The organism is Citrobacter sp. CK198 (assembly GCF_030333295.1).
Classification (GTDB): Bacteria; Pseudomonadota; Gammaproteobacteria; order Enterobacterales; family Enterobacteriaceae; genus Citrobacter_B; species Citrobacter_B koseri.
In genome coordinates this window covers 26,804-47,795 of the sequence record NZ_JAOWGE010000022.1, presented here as the reverse complement: position 1 = coordinate 47,795, position 20,992 = coordinate 26,804, and the positions used below count along the sequence as shown (strand labels likewise).

At 56.3% G+C, this 20,992-nt stretch carries 22 protein-coding genes; 2 read left to right on the top strand and 20 right to left on the bottom strand.

Going from position 1 to position 20,992, the window contains the following annotated elements; translation table 11 throughout:
- Positions 1-151 precede the first annotated feature (151 nt).
- Entirely contained in the window at positions 152-322 is a 171-nt protein-coding gene (locus tag OGY62_RS02305; protein ID WP_012135480.1) for a YhfL family protein, read from the top strand.
- 257 nt (positions 323-579) lie between these two features.
- On the opposite strand, the gene OGY62_RS02300 is transcribed toward OGY62_RS02305, so the two are convergent.
- From OGY62_RS02300 to OGY62_RS02205, 20 genes are all read right to left on the bottom strand, one after another.
- Complete coding sequence (locus OGY62_RS02300; RefSeq protein ID WP_049011735.1) at positions 580-1,662, bottom strand: aminotransferase class I/II-fold pyridoxal phosphate-dependent enzyme; 1,083 nt, start codon at positions 1,660-1,662, stop codon at positions 580-582.
- 12 nt (positions 1,663-1,674) lie between these two features.
- Positions 1,675-2,979, bottom strand: a complete 1,305-nt coding sequence (locus OGY62_RS02295; protein ID WP_024131010.1) for a YhfT family protein — start codon at positions 2,977-2,979, stop codon at positions 1,675-1,677.
- Between the two features lie 11 nt (positions 2,980-2,990).
- The gene (locus tag OGY62_RS02290) at positions 2,991-3,344 is read right to left on the bottom strand and encodes a DUF2620 domain-containing protein (RefSeq protein WP_012135484.1); all 354 of its coding nucleotides are present in this window, start codon (positions 3,342-3,344) and stop codon (positions 2,991-2,993) included.
- Between the two features lie 10 nt (positions 3,345-3,354).
- Positions 3,355-4,233 carry a phosphotriesterase-related protein gene (locus tag OGY62_RS02285; protein WP_012135485.1) on the bottom strand — a complete coding sequence of 293 codons (879 nt, stop codon included), beginning with the start codon at positions 4,231-4,233 and terminating at the stop codon, positions 3,355-3,357.
- Positions 4,230-5,456, bottom strand: a complete 1,227-nt coding sequence (locus tag OGY62_RS02280; RefSeq protein WP_286458976.1) for a phosphopentomutase — start codon at positions 5,454-5,456, stop codon at positions 4,230-4,232. The genes OGY62_RS02285 and OGY62_RS02280 overlap by 4 nt, the downstream gene beginning before the upstream one ends.
- Positions 5,456-6,619, bottom strand: coding sequence for a YhfX family PLP-dependent enzyme (locus tag OGY62_RS02275; protein WP_286458974.1), 1,164 nt, complete (start codon positions 6,617-6,619; stop codon positions 5,456-5,458). The genes OGY62_RS02280 and OGY62_RS02275 overlap by 1 nt, the downstream gene beginning before the upstream one ends.
- Positions 6,620-6,703: 84 nt before the next feature.
- Positions 6,704-7,066: a hypothetical protein gene (locus tag OGY62_RS02270; protein WP_012135488.1), complete on the bottom strand. Its 363-nt coding sequence runs from the start codon at positions 7,064-7,066 to the stop codon at positions 6,704-6,706.
- A gap of 20 nt (positions 7,067-7,086) precedes the next feature.
- The gene (gene yhfZ / locus OGY62_RS02265; RefSeq protein ID WP_024131011.1) at positions 7,087-7,992 is read right to left on the bottom strand and encodes a GntR family transcriptional regulator YhfZ; all 906 of its coding nucleotides are present in this window, start codon (positions 7,990-7,992) and stop codon (positions 7,087-7,089) included.
- A 238-nt stretch (positions 7,993-8,230) separates the two neighbouring features.
- Positions 8,231-9,235 (bottom strand): tryptophan--tRNA ligase, encoded by a 1,005-nt coding sequence (trpS, locus tag OGY62_RS02260; RefSeq protein ID WP_012135491.1) that lies wholly within the window; start codon positions 9,233-9,235, stop codon positions 8,231-8,233.
- Positions 9,228-9,986, bottom strand: coding sequence for a phosphoglycolate phosphatase (gene gph, locus OGY62_RS02255; protein ID WP_286458970.1), 759 nt, complete (start codon positions 9,984-9,986; stop codon positions 9,228-9,230). The genes trpS and gph overlap by 8 nt, the downstream gene beginning before the upstream one ends.
- Positions 9,979-10,656, bottom strand: coding sequence for a ribulose-phosphate 3-epimerase (rpe, locus tag OGY62_RS02250; RefSeq protein ID WP_012135493.1), 678 nt, complete (start codon positions 10,654-10,656; stop codon positions 9,979-9,981). The genes gph and rpe overlap by 8 nt, the downstream gene beginning before the upstream one ends.
- A gap of 17 nt (positions 10,657-10,673) precedes the next feature.
- Positions 10,674-11,510, bottom strand: a complete 837-nt coding sequence (gene dam, locus OGY62_RS02245) for an adenine-specific DNA-methyltransferase (protein ID WP_012135494.1) — start codon at positions 11,508-11,510, stop codon at positions 10,674-10,676.
- Between the two features lie 72 nt (positions 11,511-11,582).
- The gene (gene damX, locus OGY62_RS02240) at positions 11,583-12,875 is read right to left on the bottom strand and encodes a cell division protein DamX (protein ID WP_286458969.1); all 1,293 of its coding nucleotides are present in this window, start codon (positions 12,873-12,875) and stop codon (positions 11,583-11,585) included.
- A gap of 96 nt (positions 12,876-12,971) precedes the next feature.
- Entirely contained in the window at positions 12,972-14,060 is a 1,089-nt protein-coding gene (gene aroB / locus OGY62_RS02235) for a 3-dehydroquinate synthase (RefSeq protein ID WP_047460717.1), read from the bottom strand.
- A 58-nt stretch (positions 14,061-14,118) separates the two neighbouring features.
- On the bottom strand, positions 14,119-14,640 hold the full coding sequence (gene aroK, locus OGY62_RS02230) for a shikimate kinase AroK (RefSeq protein WP_012135498.1): 522 nt from the start codon (positions 14,638-14,640) through the stop codon (positions 14,119-14,121).
- Positions 14,641-14,948: 308 nt separating this feature from the next.
- Complete coding sequence (gene hofQ / locus OGY62_RS02225; protein ID WP_049008094.1) at positions 14,949-16,187, bottom strand: DNA uptake porin HofQ; 1,239 nt, start codon at positions 16,185-16,187, stop codon at positions 14,949-14,951.
- Entirely contained in the window at positions 16,099-16,500 is a 402-nt protein-coding gene (locus OGY62_RS02220) for a DUF2531 family protein (RefSeq protein ID WP_373566018.1), read from the bottom strand. The genes hofQ and OGY62_RS02220 overlap by 89 nt, the downstream gene beginning before the upstream one ends.
- The gene (locus tag OGY62_RS02215; RefSeq protein ID WP_286458967.1) at positions 16,493-16,963 is read right to left on the bottom strand and encodes a HofO family protein; all 471 of its coding nucleotides are present in this window, start codon (positions 16,961-16,963) and stop codon (positions 16,493-16,495) included. Before OGY62_RS02215 ends, OGY62_RS02220 begins: the two co-directional genes overlap by 8 nt.
- Positions 16,947-17,486 (bottom strand): PilN domain-containing protein, encoded by a 540-nt coding sequence (locus OGY62_RS02210; protein WP_286458965.1) that lies wholly within the window; start codon positions 17,484-17,486, stop codon positions 16,947-16,949. The genes OGY62_RS02215 and OGY62_RS02210 overlap by 17 nt, the downstream gene beginning before the upstream one ends.
- Positions 17,486-18,265, bottom strand: a complete 780-nt coding sequence (locus OGY62_RS02205) for a type IV pilus biogenesis protein PilM (protein WP_286458963.1) — start codon at positions 18,263-18,265, stop codon at positions 17,486-17,488. The genes OGY62_RS02210 and OGY62_RS02205 overlap by 1 nt, the downstream gene beginning before the upstream one ends.
- 120 nt (positions 18,266-18,385) lie before the next feature.
- On the opposite strand from OGY62_RS02205, the gene mrcA reads away from it, so the two are divergent.
- Positions 18,386-20,938: a peptidoglycan glycosyltransferase/peptidoglycan DD-transpeptidase MrcA gene (gene mrcA / locus OGY62_RS02200; RefSeq protein ID WP_012135505.1), complete on the top strand. Its 2,553-nt coding sequence runs from the start codon at positions 18,386-18,388 to the stop codon at positions 20,936-20,938.
- The last annotated feature ends 54 nt before the right edge of the window (positions 20,939-20,992 follow it).

The window sequence follows — 20,992 nt, the reverse complement described above, 5'->3', positions numbered from 1 at the left end:
TTGAATCTACGCAAAGCATATTACCCGCAGAATAAGAAGTCCTTATCTGGACTACCTCACTCCCTTATTAATTGATATGGTAACGTCCGCAAAATGGATTTTTCCATTTATCTCATACAATTAGAATTGTTTTATTTACAAGGATTTTGTCATGTTTAAAATTGCAAAGATTGCCGTTGTGGCAGGGATGCTGGCTACGCTCACCGCGTGTACGGGTCATATCGAAAACAAAAAGAATGATTGCAGTTACGATTATTTACTTCACCCGGCAATTTCTATTTCAAAAATTATTGGTGGTTGCGGCCCGGCCGCGGATCAATAATCGAAACCGTTGTCGCACGATACAAAAAAACCGGGGATTCCCCGGTTTTTTCATGTGTGTTTGCCATCACAATGCCGAACCATTGTAGGCCTGATAAGCGTAGCGCCATCAGGCTTCCGCACACACATACGCGCCGGATGGCGGCGTACGGTGCTGTACGCTGTAGGCCTGATAAGCGTAGCGCCATCAGGCTTCCGTGCGCGCATACATGCCGGATGGCGGCGCAAGCGCCTTATCCGGCCTACGGTGCTGTGCCATCAGGCACACAGACTTTCCCGCAAAATACGTAACACCGTTTCTTCGCCGCTGCGGTTGGGATTAATACGAATCGCATAACGCGCCAGACCCGGACGGGCCGCACGAAACGTACCGGAAAGGCGATAAAACAATGGCGGGATTTCATACTTGGACTCCGCGCCCACCGGGTAAGGCAACGCCCCGCGCTTTTGCGCCTCCTCCAGCACCTTTTCGGCAACGGGCTGGTGAAACTCCACAATCAACACTTTCGATTGCGCATTCGCAATCACCGCCTGCTTCACTTCCGGCACGGTTCCACTGTTTAACAAGGCGAGTAAACGTTCCGTCACCCCAGCCTGCACAGCGTGCATCACTGGCGCGAAAACCAGACCACGAAGCACCGCCAGCGCCTGCGCGCCCTGAATCTGGCTGCCGCCGGAATACATCGTCGCACGTATTCTGGCGATGGCTTCCGCCTCCCCCACCACCGCGCCGGTGCCTTCAGGCCCGAAGAGTTTAAAACAGGAAAACGTGGACAGCGTGGCCCCACATTCACAACCAATACGCGCCACTTTCATCACCGCATAATTATCGTCGGTCAGCGTGGGGACGCCGCATCGCGCAAGCTCCGCCAGCACCCCGGCCAGAGAATAGCAATCCTGCGGTTGCTGACGCGTATGTTGCACCAGCGCCGCATGGGGACGATGCTCTGCGATAACCTGCGCTATCGTCGCCAGATCGTTGAAATCCGCTCTGACAAGCACAATCCCCATCTGCTCGACGATCCCCTGCGTTGTGGGATAAACCGGCGCATCATGCACCAGAAGGCGTTGCCCCGGTTTCAGCAGCGCAGCCAGCCCGGCCCGAATCGCGCCGGTTCCCGCGCCCTGCACCAGCACCGCGTCCTCAGCATGAAACGCCTCCGCCAGCACCTTTTCCACTTGCCGGGTGGTTCCCGGCTGGTTAAGCCCCGGACTTAACCCCAGATCGCCACCCTTTAAAAAATCCGCGCCTGGGAAATAACGACACACCGTGTCCACCAGCGCAAACTGCTTCTGCTGCGCCTCGGCGAGCGTCAGGCTTTGCAGGGGGAAGGTTTTCATTTAGACGCCTCCTCAGGCCGGAATAAACAGACCGAACCAGTAGAGAATATTCAACAAGATACCGGTAATCATCACGGCCACGACCGGCGCGGCCATCTTCTGCACCGGGCGCCCCAGCGACTCGTTGAGGAAGTAGATAGCAATCGCAATCGAGAAGCCGGTATAACCCGCCATCTTGATCGCCGCAAAAATAGAGCCGATCAGTAGCGCGGTTTCCATCAGCATATTCATCGCGTTACGGATATTGTCCGACGCATTGCGCACCGACGGGTAGCGTCCAAGCCACTTCCCAATTGAGCGCAACAGCAGCACTTCCGCAGAAATCACGACCGCCCCCAGGATGGCGGCAATCCACGGATTCGGCGCCAGATAGCCCACGGAATACACAAAGGTAAAACCGGCCACCGCATACACGCCCGTCGCCAGCGCCGTTGTGGCGATCATCGGCACGAAGCCGAGCCCGCGCATGAACTCCGCCAGCGCCGCCTGATGAAGCAAGGTCTGCGACTCTTCAGGCGTAACGCCAGCGGAATAGGCTTTCTCAAGGGTAAAGATCGACACCTCGCTGCCGGCAAAAATATTCATACTGGCGACCGCCGCAATCAACGCGCCGACGATCGCGATATACGGTAAATTTTTAATAATACGGGAGGTGCGCTCCTCAAAGACGGATAACCCACTGGTATCCATCTCCTCATCGCCACGGTGGCGCAGGTCGTGCGTAATCGCAATCGCCAGCAGCATCACCATGCCGATAAAAATCTCAATCGATTCCGGGTTCAGGTGCGGGAAGTAGCGCACCACCAGGACACGCGCCATCAGCACCACAACCGCGGCGATAAGACTGTGTTTCCAGCCGAATTGATAAAAAATCGCCACCAGCGGGAACAGCGCAAAACCGGCGACAACCGGGGAACTCAGCTCGCCAAGGCTCCCCAGCACGTCAACCGGCAAGGCGGTAAGCAGATGGTTCACCGGCAGCAAACAGGTCAGAATCAGCACGCCCCAGGCGGCACCAAGCCCAAACGCCAACAGGCTATTGATCGCCAGTACGCCAAGAATATCGGTAGGTAAAAACAGCAACCAGGCGTTAAGCAGCCCCGTTTTGAGGGTAAATGAGATCCCCACCGACGCCACAAAACCGATACTCAAACCAAACGCGATACTCCCCGCCTCCCGGCGGTTCATATAGCCTTCGATCAGCTGCGGTAAGATCGGGCGAATCCCGTCATGGAAAACGGCGGCTGAGCGATGCGCCAGTAGCGACGTCATCCCCGTCAGGCAGGCCACCACCAGAATCTGAATATACAGCTCCATAAGCATGCCTTTTATTTCAAGTGGTTAACCAGCATGGGAATCGCATGCTCAACATGTTCGACGGAGAGGCCAAACGCCACTTTCCCTTCCGCGACCATCTTTGCGATATGCTCGTCTTTCGCTTTAATACCCGGCTTAGCGATGGTGCAGCTTTTGTTGTAGCCAATCACCGCAATCGCTATCGACAACGCCGCGCCAGCGCCGGTATTACACGCGCCGATGTAATAATCCAGTTGCCCGGACTTCACTTTCATCGCCGCTTCCATATCGTTGTGAATGGACACGTCAAAGCAGCCGGGCGCCACGGTCTCGATGGTTTTTTTAATCTGCTCACGCTGTAAGCCAGCAACACCAATCTTTTTCATCTTTCTGTCCTTATTGGAAAAATTGTGAGGGGTTATCACGCAACATCGTGTCCACATCGGCCTGACTGAATCCTGACTGGCGCAACTGTGGGATAAAGGTGGTTAACAGGTAGTCGTAGCCATTGCCGCCATTGGCTTTTAGATGGGAGCGGCGGGTAATATCCATCGAAAGCATCACGCGGTTGAGCAAACCACGCTGGCGCAGCGCATTCAGCATGTCGATGCGCTTTTCATCCGGGTAGTAGTTGTTTTTGCCGATGGTGTCGAACTGCACGTATGCGCCGAGATCGATCATCTGCAAAATGCCGTCGAGGTTATCTTTCAGATCGCAATGACCAATCACCACGCGGGAGAGATCGACGCCCTGCGCCTGCAACAAGGCCAGTTGCTCCAGCCCCATCGTACTGAACGAGGTATGGGTGGAAATGGGGCGTCCGGTTTCATTGTGGGCGCGCGCAGCGGCGATAAACACCTTCTCTTCCAGCGGCGTAATCACCCCTTCACTGGAGCCGATTTCCGCAATAATTCCGGCTTTCAGCGTCGTGTTATCAATACCGATGACAATCTCATCGATCATCTCCTGCGCAAGCTGTTCCACGCTGCGGGTCGCGACATGCTCAGGGAAAAATGCGTCCTGGTAGTAACCCGTACAGGCCACCACGTTTATCCCGCTATCCCGCATCAAATCGAGCATGAATTGCGGGTTGCGCCCCATATAGCGGTTGGTCATTTCAATGATGTTGCGCACGCCCAACGCCCGCAGATCTTTCATCTCCTGACAAATGAGATCGTACTGATCTAACCGGCAGTCGAGGTTATTTTTGAACCCGGAGAGATCGATGTGCAGATGCTCATGGGCCCAGGTGTAGCCTGACGTATCAAAATTCATAAGGCGTCTCCTGTGAGCTGTAATGACGAAAAGAAAGAGGTGCCGTTTTGTGGCGCGGGCGCGCCAAAGAACTCACAAACCGTCGCGCCCACATCCGACAGCGTGGCGCGAAGGCCTAACTGAACAGGCTTCAGCCCCTGCCGGTAGACCAGAATCGGCACTCTTTCACGGGTATGGTGACTGTGACCTATCGTCGGATCGTTGCCGTGGTCGGCCATCACCAGCAGACAATCATCGGGTGTCATCTCGCTTGTCAGCCGCGCAAGATTACGGTCAACCACCTGCAAACGTTCCGCATAACGTGCGACATCCTGGGCGTGTCCCGCCAGATCGGTTTCCTGGATGTTGGTGCAGATAAACGCGTGCCGGGCGGCACTGAATTCATCGCGCGTGATATCCATGATGCGCTGGCTGTCCACCAGGTTTTGCCAGCTACGTCCGTGAGGATTCGCCACGATATCCGCCACTTTGCCGATCAGCACGGTCGGCACGCCAACCTCATGCAGTTTTTGCGGCACCTGAACCCGCTCATCCACGCCATAGCCCATATGAACAACCTGAAAACCGCTCTCATATGCGCCGGATCGCGGCGCATTGATGCCAATAAAACGCCCCTCTTTCGTTTCTGCGGCGTCCAGAATCCGCTGGCTGTCGTGAAGCGTGCCGCCGAATGCAATGACGCGCCCCACCTGCGCGTGTTCACGCACAATGCGGCCAATCTTCAGCACCTCGTCAAAGGCGATGGCGGAAAGGTTGGCGGTAATGTTGTAAACCTGCCCTAAATCCGCTTCGAGGTTATCGCCTATCGCCACTGATTCATTGACCCACAGGAACGCCAGTTCGCCGCCACGTCGCTCTACCTGCCAGCCCGCCGCCTTCAGCGCCAGCTCAACGCGATCAATCACCTCGCTAAACGGCATACGCAGCGGCGCCTGCGGACGCGTGCCTAAAATCTCCTGATGCCCCATGAAGGTATCCCCTCCTTCATGCTGCAATTCCGCGATCCCCCACACTGCCGACGCCGAGGGAGCCATAACGCCTGGCGCATAGCCCAGCGCGTTAATCAGCCCCAGCTTCTCCAGCGTCGGCAGATGTAGCTGCGGGAGCTGACGCAGAATATGTCCGCAGGTATTCGCCCCGACATCCTGCGGGCGAACCTCCGCCACATCCTTCATTGCGCCAACGCCGAAGCTATCAATCACCAGCACCACAAAACGAGCCATTACGCCTCCAGTACGTTTCCGAGACTGTCATAACGGGCGACGATTTCCGCCGCGCCGCGCTGAATGCCAGACACCAGCACCACATCACTGCGCGTCACAAAAATTTGGGTACGAAAACAGAGCACCACGGCGCTGCTCACCGGAAACGTCCCTGCAAGCGGCAGGTAGTAGTCGATACTGCTGTCATCGACGGGTTCCAGCGTCGTCTTCGCGGGAACGTCATTTTCCGGCGTAAAAACGAGCGCGTTGCGCGCATGTCCCCGGCGGTAATAGCCGCCGCCATAGCAGTAGCTGTTGCCACGAAAATGGTGCGAAATTTCACTCAGCCAGAGCATCGCAATACGTTCAGGCTGATCGCCTTGCTGGTTCGACGGAATGGTGCCGGTCAGCGCATGGCCCGGTTCGGCATGGGTGACGCCATACCGCGCCAACAGCGGCAAAGACGCGCAGCTGGTTGCAGAGGGCGCATTAAGCTGCTCAATGGCAATCTCCTGTTCTTCCAGTTGCTGCCTCGCCTTGACCAGGGAATGCAGATTGGGCGTCGGCCTGGTCTCGCCTGATGCGTCATCCCACAGCAGGCAAGGGAAATGCGTTAACCCCGTGATATGGAGCCCCGGCAGACGGCGAATGTCATTCACTGCCTCATCAAGGCGCGCCAGCGGGAAGCCGCTCTCCTGCCCCGGATAAAGAAAATCCTGCTCGCCGTAAATCTTCAGCATTACCGCCTGCACGCGCCCGGCCTTCACCGCCGCCGCCGACACTTCACGCGCCTTCTCCAGCGAAAAGAGCGTAATAACGTCCGTCCCTTGCTCCACTGCTTCGCCAATCTGCCGGGAGGGGATCTGCACTAAATGCCCCTGATGCGCCACCGGCAATCCGGCGCGACGCATGACCCTGGCCTCTTTGTAATCCACCGTGACAATTCCGGCATATCCCAGCGCCAGCAGCTTTTCCGCCAGCCAGGGATTACGCCCAAGCTGTTTTGTCATCAGATACAGCGTGATGCCGTATTGATGAGCCGTATCAACCAGGCGCTTCCCGTTTTCCAGCACCTGATCAACATCAATCACCCAGCTGTCCGGGACGATCCTTCCCTGCTGCCAGAGTCGGATCGCGGCGGTAATCAGCGCCGGATTCTGGCGTTTCAATGCGTGTATAAACATCTTTGTGCCTCGGTTTCTAATCCCTGAATTAAATATTCATTTTTTTGAATATTTAAGGTGTGGTACGTTGATGTACGGTGTTCCTCACGACGCTTCGTGCGCCGCCATCCACAGCCCATATAGATTTGCCAACAAATAGCCTTCCTCATTGGCATGAAGCGAAACCGTAAACTCCGCCAGCAGCGCCTGGTGCGCCAACAAAATCGCGGGCCAGTGGGGAGATTGCGTCAGTTCCGCCAGCAGCTCGTGATCCAGCGCGTCAATCACCTCTCCCCGGCGACTGCGCATTAACGCGCTGGCCATGTGGGTTATCGCCATCGTTCCCTGCTCGGTATGCACCGGCAGCTTCCACTCCTCGTCCAGTCGTCTGACGACCTGCAACATACCGCGGCAAATATCTTCATCGATAACCCCTGCGTCACACAGCAGGCTGAGTCTGTTTTCCATTTACAATGCCTTTGATTAACTTAGTAACTGGGTTCCTGTTCACCGCTGACCACACGTTGCTGATGGGCGAGCAGCGCCTGTTTGTCCACCACGGCGCGCAGCAGTTGCTGCATCGGGTAATCGTCCGACCGGGTCAGCACCACGGCTTCGGTGGCCTGCAAGAATCGAGGATCGCGGGTGAGCGGCGTCGCTTCTAACCCCAGCAATGCCAGCTCCGCTTCCGCCACCACATTCCAGATCACCGCATCCACATCGCCTTTCACAATGCGCTGAAGACTTTCGTGATAAGAGAGGTCTATCAGCTCCACATCACTTTTGCCGAAACAGGCTTCAGTCATGATTTTCTGATCTGCCGAACGGTTATCCAGCCCCACTCGCTTCACCCGGTCGGATTCGCCTTTACGGCAGATCAACTGGTGCTCGCCGACATAGGTGTGGGGCCCCAGTTCCAGCGCGATGCGCAACCCGTTTTGCGCCAGGTAGCTCTCTGCGGCCAGACGCGACACCACGGCCATGTCGTAGACACCATTCAGCAGGCACTCAACCCGGATATCCGCCCCACGCATGTGCGCGTAATAAAATGGAATCCCTTCAAACTGCGCTTTCAGCCCGCTCGCCAGCCCTTCATACAGACGGGTGTACGGCAGCGGCATCGCGCAAACAACGTTGCTGATGTCCACATGCGACAGCAACGTTTTGTTATCCATCTCCACCAGGAAGCTGCCGTTGCGCCCACGACGCTCAATACGGATCGCCCCGGAAGACTCCAGCGTTTTTAATGCGGCCTGCGTTAACCCCACCGATGAGTGGCATTCGTTAGCCAGTTCATCTATCGTTTTCAAACGGTTACCGCATTTCTCACCAAGCAGGTAGCGGGCCAGGGTCGTCAGCACGACCCCCTCTTTTTTGATAAATGTTCGACGCATCATAAATTTTCAGTAAAGTGAATATTTATATATTCATTAAAATGAAGATATCGCGCAATGACGATGTGCGTAAACGGCGAGACGCCTCACAGTTTTTCGTCACGGGTACGCAGAGAGACAAAAAAACCGGGAAATCCCCGGTTTTTTAATGTGTGGTGTCGCATCACACTGTAGGCCTCGCCGTGTTTACGCCGGGTGGCGACGTAAACGCCTTATCTGGCCTATGGCGCGGTGCGCATTACGGCTTCGCGACAAAGCCGATCGCTTCGTAGACCGCTTTCAGCGTTTCGGAAGCACGGGCGCTGGCTTTTTCCGCCCCTTCTTTCATCACTTTCTGCAAGAAGGCTTCGTCGCTGCGGAAGCGATGATAACGCTCCTGCAACTCGGTCAGCATACCGGAAACGGCTTCAGCCACTTCACCTTTCAGATGACCATACATCTTGCCTTCGAAATGCTGCTCCAGCTCAGGGATGCTCTGGCCGGTTACGGCGGAGAGGATATCCAGCAGGTTAGACACCCCCGCTTTATTCTGGATGTCGTAGCGCACTACCGGCGGCTCGTCGGAATCCGTCACCGCACGCTTGATTTTTTTCACCACCGATTTCGGGTCTTCCAGCAGGCCGATGACGTTGTTACGGTTATCGTCCGACTTGGACATCTTTTTGGTCGGTTCCAGCAGTGACATCACGCGCGCGCCGGATTTTGGAATAAACGGCTCAGGAACGTTAAAGATATCGCCATACAGCGCGTTAAAACGCTGCGCGATGTCGCGGCTCAATTCCAGATGCTGTTTCTGATCTTCACCCACCGGCACCTGATTCGTTTGATACAGCAAAATGTCTGCCGCCATCAGAACCGGGTAATCAAACAGACCGGCGTTGATGTTCTCGGCATAGCGCGCGGATTTGTCTTTGAACTGGGTCATCCGGCTCAGTTCGCCGAAATAGGTGTAGCAGTTCAGCGCCCAGCCCAGCTGCGCGTGCTCCGGCACATGGGACTGAACAAAGATGGTGCTTTTCTCAGGATCGATACCACACGCCAGGTAGAGCGCCAGCGTATCCAGCGTCGCCTTACGCAGCTGCTGTGCATCCTGACGCACGGTGATCGCATGCTGGTCAACGATGCAGTAAATGCAATGATAGTCATCCTGCATGTTCACCCACTGACGCAGCGCACCCATATAGTTGCCAATGGTCAATTCACCTGAGGGCTGTGCGCCACTAAAAACGATGGGCTTAGTCATTTTTCGATTCCTGATTTTCGCTATGCGGAAGCCCGAGAGCGGGCAGAAGGTCATTAATAGTGTCGTAAATCACATCCGGCTGGCTAAGAGCGATTGATTCGCCATAGTTGTAGCCGTACGTGAGGCCGACCGACGGGCAGCCAGCCGCTTTTGCAGCCTGAATGTCGTTACGCGAATCGCCCACAAAGAGCATCTGTTCAGGCGCGACGCCCATCCGCTTTGCCACCAGCAGCAGCGGATCGGGATGTGGCTTTTTGTTCTGCACATCGTCGCCGCCAATAACCACGCTAAAGTATTTGGCGATATCCAGCGCTTCAAGCAGCGGCGCCACAAACGGCGTCGGCTTATTGGTCACCAGTCCAAGCGGCAGCCCTTTGGCATGCAGCGCGCCCAGCGTATCGGCTACGTGCGGGAACAGGAACGTCCCCTCTTCCGCCACATCGCCATAGTAGCGGTCGAACAGCTTACGCAAAATACGCACCTGCTCTTCGGCGGGGATCTCATCATCAACAGGCAGTTTGCCCATTGTTTTACGTAACGTAGCGCGTTCCTGGCGAGCCCAGGCGAGCGCACGCTCCATCAATATATCCGCGCCGTTACCAATCCAGGTAATTACGCGATCTTCGCCAGCGGTAGGCAGTTCCAGCGCGTATAACGCCATATCTACCGCAGCGGCTAATCCCGGCGCGCTGTCGACCAGCGTGCCGTCGAGGTCAAAGGCGACACCCCGAATATCCTGCAATTTATCCATGACTTACCTTTGCCAGTTCACTGCGCATTTCATCAATGACTTTTTTGTAGTCTGGTTGGTCGAAAATCGCGGAGCCTGCCACAAACATGTCTGCGCCCGCCGCGGCGATTTCGCCGATGTTGTTCACCTTGACGCCGCCGTCCACTTCCAGGCGAATGTCATAGCCTGACTCATCAATACGACGGCGCACCTCACGCAGCTTTTCCAGCGTGTGCGGAATAAAAGACTGGCCGCCAAAACCCGGGTTGACGGACATCAGCAGGATCACATCCAGCTTATCCATCACGTAATCCAGATAACTCAGCGGCGTGGCCGGGTTAAACACCAGACCCGCTTTACAGCCGTTTTCTTTAATCAGCTGCAAGGTACGATCGACATGCTCGGAGGCTTCGGGATGAAACGTAATGATGCTGGCGCCCGCTGCGGCGAAATCCGGCACGATGCGGTCAACCGGCTTCACCATCAAATGCACGTCGATGGGTGCGGTAATACCGTATTTGCGCAGGGATTTCAGCACCATCGGGCCGATGGTCAGGTTCGGCACATAGTGGTTGTCCATGACGTCAAAATGCACGACATCCGCACCAGCAGCCAGCACTTTCGCGGTGTCCTCACCCAGGCGGGCAAAATCAGCCGACAGAATTGAGGGGGCAATCAAATACTGTTTCATCCGCTTCTCCTTGAGAATTATTTTTTCGCAGGCGTTACGACTCCTGGTTGGTACAGAGCCAGCAGTTCGTCCACCTTTTTACGTGTGCCGCCATTGCTGCTTATACTGCGACGCACTTTGACCTGAAAATGTTTCGCCGCTTTGTACCACTCGCGGGTATCGGGCGTGTCATGGTTCGAAATTAACACCGGGATCCGCTTGCTGACCAGCTTTTCTGCCATCTCCGCCAGGCGCGCCTGCTCTTTTGGGCTGAAGCTATTGGTATGATAAGCGGTGAAATTCGCCGTCGCAGAAAGCGGTGCGTAAGGCGGATCGCAATAGACCACAGAATTGCTATCAGCACGATCCATACACTCTTCATACGAAAGGCAATGAAACTCTGCATTCTGCGCTTTTTTGGCAAAATGGTACAACTCCGTTTCCGGGAAGTAGGGCTTTTTGTAACGGCCAAACGGCACGTTAAACTCCCCACGCAAGTTATAGCGGCACAGGCCGTTGTAACCATAGCGGTTCAGGTATAAGAACAGGACCGCTCGACGGAACGGCTCCCGGCTCGTATTGAACTCTTCACGGAGTTGATAGTAAACCTCGGCCTGATTCGTCTCAGGCGTAAACAGCTCGCGGGAAGCCCGCACATACTCTTCAGTACGCGACTTCACGATGTTATAGAGGCTGATAAGGTCACTATTAATATCGGCAAGAATATAACGAGAAAAGTCGGTGTTAAGAAACACCGACCCGGCCCCCACAAAGGGTTCAACCAGACATTCACCTTTCGGTAAATGCCGTTTGATGTCATCAAGCAGGGGGTATTTCCCCCCTGCCCACTTCAGAAAAGCGCGATTCTTTTTCATGCTGACTAACTAATTACACCTTCTCCGGCTGTGGAGAAAGCTCCGACAGCATCCTGCGCTTTAACATGACTATTACTTCAGATCGGCCTGCACCTGATGCAACGGTTTTGCCCACGGGTTTTTCGCCTGCACATCGGCTGGCAACGTAGACACCGCACGTTTGGCATCATCTTTAGACGCATACACACCCGTTACCAGAACATACCACGGCTGGCCGTTACGCGTCGTCTGATACACCACATAGTTTTTCAGGTTTTCTTTCTTCGCCCAACCGTTCAGGTTGTCGTAGTTAGAAGAACTGCTGAGTTGCAGGGTGTAATGGCTGGAAGGCGCAGACTTCAGTGAACCCACGTTACCTGTGCTTTTCGTACCAGCCGCACTGCCGGCTGCCGCTGTGGTTTGCGCTGGCGCTGCGGTTTGTGCAGGCGCAGTGCTGGCGGTGGCTTTCGGCGCGGTCGTTGCCGTAGGCGCGGAGGTTGCTGGCGCTTTCGTCGTCGCGACCGGCGCGGCAGGTTCGCTACGTTTCGGCTGCGTGGTCGGCTTCGGTTCCGCTGGCGTCGCTTTCGCGGTGGTCTGCGGTTTCTTCGGCTCAATCACAACCTGCTTACGTTCCGGGCGCGTAGTGGCCTGACGCTCGCCCGATTGCGTCGTCGCCGTCTGACGCGGCGCATTGCCGTTGCGGATTGGCGCAACGGTGGCAGGTTCCGTCGGCAGCGTGGAGTTCGCCACCACATTGTTAACCTGTTCCTGGCCCTGCGGCTGAGTCAGCGCATTGTTCAGATCGCCCTGAACTTCCACACGCTGTTGGCCTTCGGTCGCGGCAGGTGCCTGACCCTGCGTTGGCGTTGAGGCGATCGGCGGCAGAGAAACATCCTGCTGCGTGTTTCCGGCGGTCTGTTCAGCGTCTGGCGCAGGCTGCGTGGCGCTCGCCTGATCGGTCGCGTTATTGCCGGAAAGATCGATGCTTTTCTCGGCAGACGCCGTTTGATCGCTGGAAGAGGAGGGTGAAGGAGCTTTCAGCGCGGAGCCAATACCGATGATCAACAGCAGCAACACCAGAACGCCGACACCCATCATGATGTATTGACGGGAAGCGGGTTTGCTGGCGGCTTTCTTACGTTTGCGGGGACGACGCTCTACGCGCTCTTCATCCACTGCATCATCGGATTCATAATCGTCTTCGCTGTACTGCTCTTCCTCACGCGCCTTTCGCGCACGCCCTGGACGACGATCGTCCGTATCCAGGTCGACGTCATCGAAATTGATCTGTGGATCATTATCGCGTTCAGAAGATTGACGAGTACGACCAGTACGACGATCGCTGGGATCGGGTTTCAGCTCGTCTTCTGGTTTGAATTCATCCATTTAACACCCCACTCAAAGGTTAATGCTTACGACGTTGCAGTTAACCTGAATTTAAATGACCAATACCGTGCAGTATCAGTCCGACCTTTCTTGTTGTTACGCCTGCTGACAGTCAGCAATAGCGCTGAGAACGATTTCGTGCGGCACTCCGCCGCGTACTTCACTTTTCCCTATCGCCAGCGGGAGCACTAAGCGCATCTCGCCCGCCAGGACTTTCTTATCGCGCAGCATGTGTGGCAAATACGCCTGAGCAGACATCTCACGCGGCCCGTGAACAGGCAGACCTGCGCGCTGGAGCAGCGTAATAATGCGTTGCGTATCCGCAGCGCTAAACTGACCGAGACGCTCTGACGTACGCGCCGCCATCACCATACCAGCGGCAACGGCTTCACCGTGTAACCAATTGCCATAACCCATTTCAGCTTCAATGGCATGACCAAAGGTATGTCCCAGATTCAGTAAAGCACGTAAGCCCGTTTCACGCTCGTCTGCTGCGACAACTTCGGCTTTCAGCTCACAACAACGGCGGATACAGTACGCCATTGCCGGACCTTCCAGACGTAATAACGCGTCCAGATTGTCCTCAAGCCAGGTGAAAAATTCACCGTCAAGAATGATGCCGTATTTGATCACTTCCGCCAGACCCGATGCCAGCTCACGCGCAGGAAGCGTTTTCAGACAGTCGAGATCCACCACCACAGAAGCAGGCTGGTAGAACGCGCCGATCATGTTCTTGCCGAGGGGATGGTTTACAGCGGTTTTCCCGCCTACGGAGGAGTCGACCTGCGACAGCAATGTCGTCGGGACCTGGATAAAGCGCACGCCACGCTGATAGCTGGCGGCGGCGAAACCGGTAAGGTCGCCAATCACGCCGCCGCCGAGGGCAACCAGCGTGGTATCGCGACCGTGCGGTTTTTGCAGTAACGCGGTGAAAACCGTATCAAGTACCGTCAGGCTTTTATACTTTTCGCCATCGGGCAGGATAACGCTATCTACGTTAACCCCCGCCTGTTCAAGTACGCTACGGATCTTATCAAGGTAAAGGGGAGCCAGGGTTTCGTTGGTCACCAACATAACCTGATCGCCCGATTTCAGCGGTAAGAATGAAGCTGGTTCGTTAAACAAACCAGCCGCGATGGTGATAGGGTAACTACGTTCCCCGAGAGTAACTGTAATCCTCTCCATGACGCGACATCCACCTTAGTTACTTGTACCCGCTTACCGAGTATGTATTAAGCCAGAATCAGTTGCTTTCCAGCATATGAATAATCTGGTTTGCCACGACCTTAGCGCTCTGATCGTCGGTACGAATGGTCACGTCGGCAATCTCTTCATACAGAGGATTGCGTTCGTTGGCCAACGCTTCCAGAACTTCACGAGGCGGAGCTTCTACCTGCAACAGCGGGCGTTTCTTGTCGCGCTGCGTACGCGCAAGTTGTTTTTCGATTGTCGTTTCAAGATACACCACGACGCCACGCGCGGAGAGACGGTTACGCGTTTCACGTGATTTTACAGAGCCACCGCCGGTTGCCAGCACAATACCCTGTTTTTCCGTCAACTCGTTGATGACTTTTTCTTCGCGATCACGGAAGCCGTCTTCACCTTCTACATCGAAGACCCAGCCCACATCAGCTCCGGTTCGTTTCTCAATCTCTTGATCAGAATCGTAAAATTCCATATTGAGTTGTTGAGCTAACTGGCGCCCAATAGTGCTTTTTCCGGCACCCATAGGCCCAACCAGAAAGATATTGCGTTTCTCTGCCATTTTTTCGGTACTACTAAGACAATTCGTTAATGATAAACCCGCGTCGCAGACACCTTGCGCAGCAGGACATGAACTGAAACCTCATAAGATATTGCGAGAGTCAGACTGAAAATTATCTCAATACTCCAACGGGTTTGGCAACTGAATAAATTACCAAGACATATTGTAGACAACCCCGGAGGCAGCGTCGCCGGATAGCGACGAGAAGAACCAACTCTCAAATCGGTACTCCTTGTATGCTAAATACACCCCCACGTCAAATCCCTGAAACGTGTTCAGTGCAAAAACAGCGCGATTTCAGGCATAAATTATTCTGCCGCAACCAGTCTGGGGGTAATGAACACCACCAGTTCGCGCCGCTCGTTCTCTTTTCCATCATGGCTGAAAAGGGAACCAAGCCAGGGGATATCGCCTAACAGCGGGACGCTATCTTTAGCGGATTTGTTCTTGCGCGAAAAGATGCCGCCCAGCGCCAGCGTTTCGCCGCTTTTAACCTCGACCTGCGTGTCGATCTCCTGCTTATCGATCGCCAGCACTTCGCCATCCGCCTGCTGTAGCACCTGACCGGGAACGTTCTGGCTGATGTGAAGTTTCAGGCGAATGCGCCCCTTAGGCAAAACGGTGGGCGTCACCTCCATCCCCAGCACCGCTTCTTTAAACTCCACGGACGTCGCCCCGCTCTCGCCGCTGGAGACCTGATACGGGATTTCGCTCCCCTGCTTAATACTGGCGGGTTGCAGGTGCGAAGCCAGCAGTCGTGGGCTGGCGATAATATCAAGTTGCTGCTTCTGCTCCAGGGCGGAAAGCTCAAGATCCAACAAGCGACCGTTGATGCGCCCGATGTTAAACCCGACGCGAGACGTGGCGGCCGCGACGGACAGATCGCTGGCAAGCGACGTCACCTGCCCTGGCGACCCGGCCTGTTGCGCGTCCGCCAGCGTCCACTTTACCCCCAGCTCACGCAGGCTTTTTTCATTTATGGTGACGATATGCGCCGCCAGTTCAACCTGCTCAACGGGGAGATCCATTTGCGCCGCCCACTTTTCCAGCGCCGCCAGCGCGGCGTTGTTATCCCGAAGCAATAACCGGTTGGTGCGCTTATCTACCGTCATACTGCCTTTGGCGCTCAGCAGCTTTTCTCCCGCTTTTGCCAGTTCGGAGGCATCGGCGTATTGCAGAGAAATACTGCGATCCTCCAGCGGTAAGTTGGCCCGAAGCCTTGCCTGCTCGGCCTCCTGCCGCGCGGCGTTTTCGTTTTGCCAGTGAACCGAGTGAACATGCAGAATATTCCCCTCCTGGCGCAGCACCAGCCCGGCGCTTTTTATGACCGTCTGCACCGCCTGCTTCCACGGCACATCCGTCAGACTCAGCGACAGCGAACCGCTGACGTCAGGCGAGACCACCAGATTCTTCTTCTCCTGCGCAGCAAGCGCCTGCAACACCTGAACAACAGGAACATCATCCACCACCAGCGTCACGTTTTGCGCTTTCCCCGCCTGTACGGCGGGCATCACGGCGATCAACGCTGCGGCTATCCATCGCTTCATTCACTTCTCCTTGTCGTTGCCACCGCCACTGCGATGGTTCACAGCCTTTACCGGTTGCAAGCGTTATACTGTCTGCCGTCAGTCGGGAAATCGTCCAGCCGTTCTCCAGCACCTGATATTGTTCGACGCGCCGCCACTTCTGCTGGCTGTCTTTGAGAATGCCAGTCAGGCGCTCTCCCTGACTCACCACGCCCTGGTAACGCCACATCGGCAGTTCAGCGATCCGGCATCGGTCCTCCGGCGGTTTGAAGGGGTCGCGCATTCCGGTCAGCATCAGCAGGCAGCTACAGACCAACAGCCAGCGCTTAGTCATCAGTCAGCCGCTCCAGCTGTAGCGTCAACAGCAGTTCCGTCTCCTGCGGAACAAGCGAAAAGCGGTTGATGCGCATGCCACGCTCCGCCAGCCGACTGAACAGTTGCGGAACCGCCTCCCAGGTGGATGACAGCGCCAGCTCGCCTCCCTGCGCAGAAGGCTGCCAGTGAAGAAGGCGTACCGGAGAGCGCTGAAAATCCAGAGGGGAAAAAGGCACGCGCTTGCTGGCCGACGCTAAACGAGACATATCCATTGATGCGGCGATCTGGCGCAGACCCCGCCACTGCCGGTCGATAGCCGCCCGCTGTTGCGCCAGCGCCGTTCGTTGCCGCTCCTGTTGCTGCGCGCCCGAAGAAAACGTGCATAAACACGCCAGTAATCCCAGCCCCAGGCTCCAGCCTAACCAGCAGAAGAGGCGGGTTCGCGGCAATAACCCGCACCAGAGGTCAAAAAGCGCGGCCATCTGCGAGGCTCCTTTTTAACGGGTAATGAAATTGCCAGCGTCCCTGCGCATCCTGCTGCGTTGCCCCACTCCCGGCTAACGGGAAATCAGGATGACGACGCAGCGCGGTTTCCAGCGTGTTTAACGCGAGAAATGTCGTCGCGTATCCCTCAAGTTCCAGCGTTCCCTGCTGCCAGGATAACCGGGTTAGCCACGCCTGCTCGGGCAACAGCGCCGCCATCCCTTCCAGCACGCTCTGCCAGCGCCGCGTCTGCTCATATTCCGTTTGCCGCTGCAACGCTTGCTGCCACGCGGTCTGCCGCTGCTGTAAGCGGGGTTGGATCGCCAGCAGCGCGGCGGCACGCTCTTTTTCTGCGATCGGCCACTGCGCATCCGCCCGCTTTTGCGCCGTGAGCGTAACCTCATGGATGCACCCCAGCGCGATGGTCAGCAGCAGTGAACCGCTGAACATAACGCTCCAGAATCGCAGACATTCGCGCCGCCGGGACTGACGCCAGGGCAAAAAGTTGACCGGATGACTCATCAGCGCGGCGCCCCCATTGCTAATCCCAGCGCGATGGCAAAGGTATGGCCTTCCGGCGGAACGGGAGGCTGGCGAATGGCAACCGCGCACCAGGGTTCGAAGCCGCCCGCGCCGCACACCGTCAGACTTTCCGGCGCAATGGACAACGTCGCGGCAAGGCTGTCGGCGCAGGCCGCCTCTTGTAGCGGTTTACGCCCCCACGCATAGCGCGTCGCCCACAGCCACTGTTCTTCGTCACGCCAGGCCAGACACTGCTGGTGCGCCAGCAGATAAGGAATAAAGCGCTGTAATGCGCAGGCATCCGGCGTAATCGCCGTCACCTGCATTTTCAGTTTTTGCGCCAGCGTTAATAAGGTCGCCACCTCCTTGCTTTGGGCGGCGGTCACGTTAAATGCCGGAGTCAGGGTATCTTCGCGATAGTCAAAGCGCAGGGCGTCGGGGGGCATATCCAGCTCACGCGCCATCGCGCCGGTCAGCCACGCCGTTTGTTCACGTTCGCGCAGCGCCATTTCCGGGCGCGGAAAATGCTTTTGCAGCGTCCGGCTGGCAGGGAAAGAGAGATAAATATGATGCCGGTGAGGAAGCGAACGACGCCACGGAAGCAACGCATCGACGAGCTGTTCAGGCTCGCGAAGATGCCCGTCAACGAAGGTGCGTTCCACCAGCGGCACCCGCCACCAACGTTGTAAAGACCAGCCTGACGCGCCGCGAACCACGGCGACAGCCAGCGCCTCATGCTGCTGAATATGAAGGCCAATTTGCCAGAACCTGAAAGCCATTGCTTATGATCTCCTTATCAATGGTCGCTCTTACGGGTATATCAATGCGTCTGGCTTGCCTTTATACTACCGCGCGTTTGTTTATAAACTGCCCAAATGACACTAAATGGGAAATCTCCAGTGAAGTTCGTAAAGTATTTATTGATCCTTGCAGTATGTTGCATCCTGCTGGGAGCAGGCTCGATTTATGGCCTCTACCGCTATATCGAGCCGCAACTACCTGACGTCGCGACCTTAAAAGACGTGCGTTTGCAGATTCCGATGCAGGTTTACAGCGCGGATGGCGAGCTGATCGCGCAGTATGGCGAGAAACGTCGTATCCCGGTCACGCTTGACCAGATGCCGCCGGAAATGGTTAAAGCCTTTATCGCTACGGAAGACAGCCGCTTTTACGAGCATCATGGCGTCGATCCGGTAGGGATCTTCCGTGCGGCCAGCGTCGCGCTGTTCTCAGGCCATGCCTCACAGGGGGCAAGTACCATCACCCAGCAACTGGCGAGAAACTTCTTCCTGAGCCCGGAACGCACGCTGATGCGTAAAATTAAGGAAGCGTTCCTGGCAATCCGCATTGAGCAGATGCTGAGCAAAGATGAGATCCTCGAACTTTACCTGAACAAGATCTACCTCGGCTACCGTGCCTACGGCGTCGGCGCGGCGGCGCAGGTCTATTTCGGTAAGACGGTCGATCAGCTCACCCTGAGCGAAATGGCGGTGATTGCCGGTCTGCCGAAAGCCCCTTCCACATTTAACCCGCTCTACTCGATGGATCGGGCGACGGCGCGTCGTAACGTGGTGCTGTCTCGTATGTTGAGCGAAGGCTACATCACCCAGGCGCAGTACGATCAGGCGCGCGGCGAAGCGATTGACGCCAATTACCATGCGCCGGAAATCGCGTTCTCAGCGCCGTATCTGTCGGAAATGGTGCGCCAGGAAATGTACAGCCGTTATGGCGAAAGCGCCTATGAAGACGGGTATCGCATTTACACCACAATCACCCGCAAAGTACAGCAGGCGGCGCAGCAAGCCGTGCGTAACAACGTGCTGGACTACGACATGCGCCACGGCTATCGCGGGCCGTCGAACGTGCTGTGGAAAGTAGGCGAAACCGCCTGGGACAACAAAAAAATCACCGACACGCTGAAAGCCCTGCCAACCTACGGGCCGTTGCTGCCCGCCGTCATTACCGGCGCGAATCCGCAGGAAGCCACCGCGATGCTCGCTGATGGCACCTCCGTGTCGCTGCGGATGGAAGGCGTACGCTGGGCGCGCCCTTACCGTTCGGATACCCAACAGGGCCCGACGCCGCGTAAAGTGACCGACGCCGTACAGACAGGCCAACAAATCTGGGTTCGCCAGATGGGTGATGCCTGGTGGCTGGCGCAAGTCCCGGATGTGAACTCAGCGCTGGTTTCCATCAACCCGCAAAACGGCGCGGTTCTGGCGCTGGTCGGCGGTTTTGACTTCAACCAGAGTAAATTCAACCGCGCCACGCAGGCGCTGCGTCAGGTCGGGTCGAACATCAAACCGTTCCTCTATACCGCCGCAATGGATAAAGGTCTGACGCTGGCGAGTATGCTGAACGACGTGCCGATTTCCCGCTGGGACGCAGGCGCCGGTTCCGACTGGCGGCCAAAAAACTCCCCGCCGCAGTATGCCGGGCCAATCCGCTTACGTCAGGGTCTGGGTCAGTCGAAAAACGTGGTGATGGTGCGGGCGATGCGCGCGATGGGCGTGGATTACGCCGCAGAGTATCTGCAACGCTTCGGTTTCCCGGCGCAGAACATCGTGCATACCGAATCGCTGGCGCTGGGCTCCGCGTCCTTCACCCCGATGCAGGTGGCGCGCGGTTATGCGGTAATGTCTAACGGCGGCTTCCTGGTAGACCCGTATTTCATCAGCAAGATAGAGACCGACCAGGGCGGCGTGATCTTCGAAGCGAAGCCGAAAATCGCCTGCCCGGATTGCGATATCCCGGTCATTTACGGTGATACCCAGAAATCCAACGTGCTGGAAAACAATAACGTTGAAGATGTCGCCATCTCTCAGGAGCAGCAAAACGCCACCGTGCCAATGCCAAAACTGGAGCAGGCTAACCAGGCGTTAGTGGCGCAAAGCGGAATGCAGGAATATGCTCCGCATGTGATCAACACGCCGCTGGCCTTCCTGATTAAGAGCGCGCTGAACAGCAACATCTTCGGCGAACCCGGATGGATGGGCACCGGCTGGCGCGCGGGTCGCGACCTGCAACGTCATGATATCGGCGGAAAAACCGGGACCACTAACAGCTCGAAAGATGCCTGGTTCTCCGGTTACGGCCCGGGCGTGGTGACTTCCGTGTGGATCGGCTTTGACGATCACCGTCGCGATCTGGGGCGCACTACCGCGTCCGGGGCGATCAAAGACCAGATTTCTGGTTACGAAGGCGGCGCGAAAAGTGCGCAACCCGCATGGGATGCTTACATGAAAACCGTGCTGGAAGGGGTTCCTGAAGAGCCGCTGACGCCGCCTCCGGGCATCGTGACGATCAATATCGACAGAAGCACCGGGCAACTGGCAAACGGCGGTAACAGCCGCGCGGAATACTTTATCGAAGGCACTCAGCCAACGCAGCAGGCGGTGCATGAGGTGGGCACCACCATTATCGATAACGGTGAGACACACGAACTGTTTTGATCTTTTGCCGGATGGCGACGCCTGAGACGTCTTATCCGGCCTACATTTTGTTGT